General features: G+C 63.9%; 6 protein-coding genes and 1 pseudogene. 5 read left to right on the forward strand and 2 right to left on the reverse strand.

Annotated features, from left to right (window positions below; all coding sequences use genetic code 11):
• The coding region (locus tag H7C86_RS36565; RefSeq protein WP_182263484.1) for a DnaB-like helicase N-terminal domain-containing protein at window positions 1-508 on the reverse strand (508 nt) is incomplete at its 3' end.
• Between the two features lie 6 nt (window positions 509-514).
• On the reverse strand, window positions 515-835 hold the full coding sequence (locus tag H7C86_RS36570) for a hypothetical protein (protein ID WP_182263485.1): 321 nt from the start codon (window positions 833-835) through the stop codon (window positions 515-517).
• Between the two features lie 150 nt (window positions 836-985).
• Here H7C86_RS36570 and H7C86_RS36575 point away from each other — a divergent pair, with 150 nt between their 5' ends.
• From H7C86_RS36575 to H7C86_RS36595, 5 genes and pseudogenes are all read left to right on the forward strand, one after another.
• Entirely contained in the window at window positions 986-1291 is a 306-nt protein-coding gene (locus tag H7C86_RS36575; RefSeq protein ID WP_259349441.1) for a hypothetical protein, read from the forward strand.
• A 364-nt stretch (window positions 1292-1655) separates the two neighbouring features.
• On the forward strand, window positions 1656-2291 hold the full coding sequence (locus H7C86_RS36580) for an MspA family porin (RefSeq protein WP_170320449.1): 636 nt from the start codon (window positions 1656-1658) through the stop codon (window positions 2289-2291).
• A 128-nt stretch (window positions 2292-2419) separates the two neighbouring features.
• On the forward strand, window positions 2420-2824 hold the full coding sequence (locus H7C86_RS36585) for a hypothetical protein (RefSeq protein WP_182263487.1): 405 nt from the start codon (window positions 2420-2422) through the stop codon (window positions 2822-2824).
• Window positions 2825-2942: 118 nt separating this feature from the next.
• Window positions 2943-3347 (forward strand): hypothetical protein, encoded by a 405-nt coding sequence (locus H7C86_RS37835; protein WP_241896190.1) that lies wholly within the window; start codon window positions 2943-2945, stop codon window positions 3345-3347.
• A pseudogene (locus tag H7C86_RS36595) lies at window positions 3344-4014 on the forward strand (hypothetical protein); the annotation flags it as partial. The gene H7C86_RS37835 and the pseudogene H7C86_RS36595, both read left to right, overlap by 4 nt.

Genomic DNA, 4014 nt, shown 5'->3' on the forward strand with positions numbered 1-4014 from the left:
CACGGGATCCAGATAATTCGTCTTCGGGGAGTTCTTCGGCGGCTTGGGCGAGGGATCGTGCTGCTTCGCGGAATCCGCGGCGGTATGCCTGGGTGAGGACTGCGGCGATGTTGTGCTCGAGTTCAGCGGACGGGACGCCGATGGTGGTGATGTCGGTGAGTGCTTTGGTGAGCTGTTTCCCGAGGTGACCGCTGGTGCGGCCTTCCTGCTGCAAGGTAGTGAAGACGTGGGCACTGTTGTGAGGTTTGCCGGCCTCGACAAGTTCTGAGATGGCAGTGAACAGTGCCGCGTTCACGGGTCGGTAGAAGTCGGCGCTGGTCAAGGCTGCGACGGCACGTTTCGCACTCTCGGCCGGCGCCCAGAGCAGCGAGCACAGGAGTTGAGCCTCGACGTCGAGGGCGGTGCTGTATTCGTCGATCTCGCCTTCGTTGTCGGTGAGGTCGTCGAAGTCGGGGACGGTGGCCAGTGAGAGTGTCACGTCGGGGTCCTTGCTGTCGCCGGTGGGCATGGGAGGTCAGGGTTGCGGTGAGGTGAGTTGCCGGTGGCTGCGCAGGATCTCGGCGGCCGCGCGGAGGTTGTGGGCAGCCTCGGCGAGGTGGGTGGCGATGTCCTGGTCATGGGCGGCAACGTCTTCGGCGGTGTCCGTGCCGGGGGCGGTGTAGAGGGTGTGCAGTTCTTCGCGTGCATCACTGATTCCGGCGAGGGAGTCGTCGAGGGCGGCGAGCATGGTGCGGAGTTTCCGGTCGACGGATTCGCTGTCGCGGCGGAGCTCGGCGTCGAGTGCGCGGTCGACGAAGTCTGCATCGGGGGTGAAGGTGAATGCTGCTGCGGTCATGGTGTCGCCACCGTCGACGCAGCCCGACGAGGGCGGCGTTTGACGAACACAGCGGTAGCGAGAGGCCTTCTCGAGCGAGGCTGTCGGATCTCGACACCATATCTCTCCCAACTGCGGTGCGGTGTTCGCACGAGCCCGTCCGATGAGGTCGTGGCCGCATTGGCCGACTACTTCGGCGTCTCCCCCGGATACTTCTTCACCGTCCCCTGGGCCGGCGACCGCGGCCTCGTCGAGGCCCAGGACGCCGATATCGTCGACCATCTCGACGACCAGGAATTGAAAGACCTACTTCTGGCCGCGAATGGCCTCTCCGCTACCTCACTGGAACTGTTGGCCAATGTCGCCGCGAAGCTGCGCATCTCCGATCAACGCCGGAAGGTTCCCGCCGACTCACCGGGCTACGCCCGACTCGCCGAAGCAGCAGTCGGACCTCGCCGCACCGCCGCGACGAGATAACCCTCGTCCCGGCTGTCAACACCTATCGGTGTCGGGTTGCCGAATAATCACTGCCCATGAACCATCGGTCACCATTTCGTGATCATGAGGCTCGTCACACCCTTCCCGTGAACAAACCGCCTGGTCCGAGTGTTCGGGAAATGTTTCCGTAACTTCGAGTACGACTTTCGGCGGATGGCTTCGGGCATTGGAGGCTAGTCGGGCATGCAGGCGGTGTTGTAGCGTCCCGGTCAGACGTTCAGTTAAGTTTCCGCAATCGCTCTGGTTGCGGGGATTTCGACTCACCCCAGGGAGACCGACCATGGCCACCACCACCACCGAGACCATCCATACCTTGACAGGAAAGCGACGCATCGGAAAGGCAATGGGCACATGTGCTGCGGTGTCGTCGGTTTTGATGGCTGGCTCTCTCGCGTTCGCAGCCAGTGCGTCGGCGACCCCGACGGCGTTGCCGGACAAGTTCGCGAGCACGGTCACCGACGACGGTTGGACGTTGGATCTGGCGGCTACCAAACTTTCGGCGAACCCGGTCCCGAACCTGGCGACAACAGCGTTCACTCGCGAGGGGTTCGTGTCGGCGAAGGTCACCGGCACCATCACCGGATCCGGCGATTCTGCGGTGAAGACAGGCTATATCGAGCAGGGGTTGCAGATCGGTTGCCAAATCGATGTGTCCTCCGGCCTCGGCCTGGGGCTCGGATTCTCCCTCGGCCCGTCCGTCGGGGTCAGCATTTCGGGGGTTCCGTCGGCGAACATCGGCGTGAACGCCTCGGTGAACCCGAGCATCCAGACCACCATCGCACCGGGCACGATCACCACGATCCCGCTCGGCAAGAAGGACCTCGAGGCTGCGAAAGCGTCGATCACGGCGGAGAACGTGCACGTCAAGGTCGATGCGTGCATGGGCCCGGTCACGATCCGTTCGTACGCGCAGTTCGCCGTGTCGACGGCGACCTCGGATAACAGTGTGTTCGTCTACTCCGACCCCACCTGGCTCTGATCCAGGACTGTCGTCAACGGCATTCCGCGCCCACAAGCGCACGTCTCGGTTCACTCGGTTCATGTGCTGGGCAGCCGTTGGCGCTGTTACCCAACACTTTCCACTTTTCCATCCCTCAAAGGAGCATCATGTCTTTGACTCGCACGAAGAAAATCGCAGCCACGACCGCGGCTGCATCACTCGCTGTCGGCGGGATTCTGCTCGCTACCGCCCCGGCCGCAATGGCTGCTCCCGTGATGTTCGAGGGGCCGGTTCCGGCGCAGTACGGTGCACCGGTGGTGCAGGTTCCCCTGGGCCACGCCTTGACCGTGGCGGCCCGCGACAGTGGAATCGTGACGGCACTCTCGAACGCGAACGTCATGATCCCCGTTCCCGGGTGGGAGACCGTGATCGACGTGTCGGCTGATGTCCTGACGCGCCGGACGGCAATTGCTGCCCAGTATCCGAACGGGTGCGCCTCGTACCAGTTCTATCTCCCGCCGGCAGGAGGGTGGCTCGCCGGAGCTACCTCGTACGTCAACTGCCCCTGGTAGAGCGCACCCTCTTCCTGTCCGCTGCTGCATCTCCTCCCGGTGACCGCCCGTTCTTTTGGTCGGTGTCGGGTATCTCGAGTCCCGCGTTTCTAGTTGGCGGGAAAGGCATTCACCTCCGATGACCACCTCACCGAACGCCCCGATGACCTCACCCACCCGCCGCGACGTCACAGCTGAGCCTGCGTTGCCGTACGTACCGCCAGGAACCATTGCAGCTCCGGCATCGGTGTATTCCGACCTACCCCGCGATGCAGTCGGTACAGGTGATCAGGGATGGGATCGCGACAGTGAACTGAGTCAGATGTCGAAAGCTGTGATCGCGACCGTATTCGGGCTCGCGTTGTTGATCGCGGCGTTCGCGGTGATCGGACGCCTCGGAGGATGGGCCACCGATTACGGGACGATTCTGGTGTATCTGGCATTCTTTCTGTGGATGTCGATCGCAGGACGGGTGTTCTGGTGGGGCGCAGACACACTCATCGCCGAATTTCGGAAGAAGTCGAACACGGGTGATCGCCGGTGAAGCCTGCGCGCCGGTTCGACCGCACCTCACCGACCACGGTGATCTCCACCGTGGTGGTGCTCGCCGCAACGGTGATCGCACTGCTGGCGCTGCTGATCTTCGCCCCGACCTCCTCCGCAGGACCAGCAGAAGACTGCGCAGCGGTACGGGCACGTGATCATCAGATCTACCTGAACCTCATTGCGTCGCTGCCACCCGGTGCACCCATCCCGCCGGAGTACATCAACCCGTGCTTGACCGCTCCCACCACGACCCCGACGGCCGCCCCGACAACAACGGTCGGACTTCCCGGTGCACAAGCACCGGGCGGCGGCCCCAACGTCGGAGCCAACGCTCCGACGAACTTCCCCACCTACAACGGAACCCCCATCGTCCCCGTCCCCGGCGCCGCGCAACCAGGACAGCCCGGAACGCCCGGCGCACCAACACAGCCGGGTGTGCAGAACCCGGCAGGAGTCCCGGTTCCGACGACCGCCGACGGGCCTGCCCCGACTATTCCGCAGCCTGCCGGGTCGACCGCACCGACAGCGACCACCGATCGTGGTCCCGGACCGATCCCCACGGACACCGATTCGAATACCGCACCAGCCCAACCGGTTCCAGGCCTGGCAACAGATGTCTCTACAACCGGGGAGGACTCGGGCCGTGACCGGTATCTCGAACTCAC

Origin of the sequence: Rhodococcus sp. UFZ-B548 (assembly GCF_903819475.1) — a bacterium.
Lineage (GTDB): Bacteria > Actinomycetota > Actinomycetes > Mycobacteriales > Mycobacteriaceae > Rhodococcus_F > Rhodococcus_F erythropolis.

Excerpts from the sequence above, each read along its gene's own strand:
- H7C86_RS36585 (WP_182263487.1), top strand. The coding sequence starts at position 2,420 with ATGTCTTTGACTCGCACGAAGAAAATCGCAGCCACGACCGCGGCTGCA.
- H7C86_RS36570 (WP_182263485.1), bottom strand. The coding sequence starts at position 835 with ATGACCGCAGCAGCATTCACCTTCACCCCCGATGCAGACTTCGTCGAC.
- H7C86_RS36580 (WP_170320449.1), top strand. The coding sequence starts at position 1,656 with ATGGGCACATGTGCTGCGGTGTCGTCGGTTTTGATGGCTGGCTCTCTC.
- H7C86_RS37835 (WP_241896190.1), top strand. The coding sequence starts at position 2,943 with ATGACCACCTCACCGAACGCCCCGATGACCTCACCCACCCGCCGCGAC.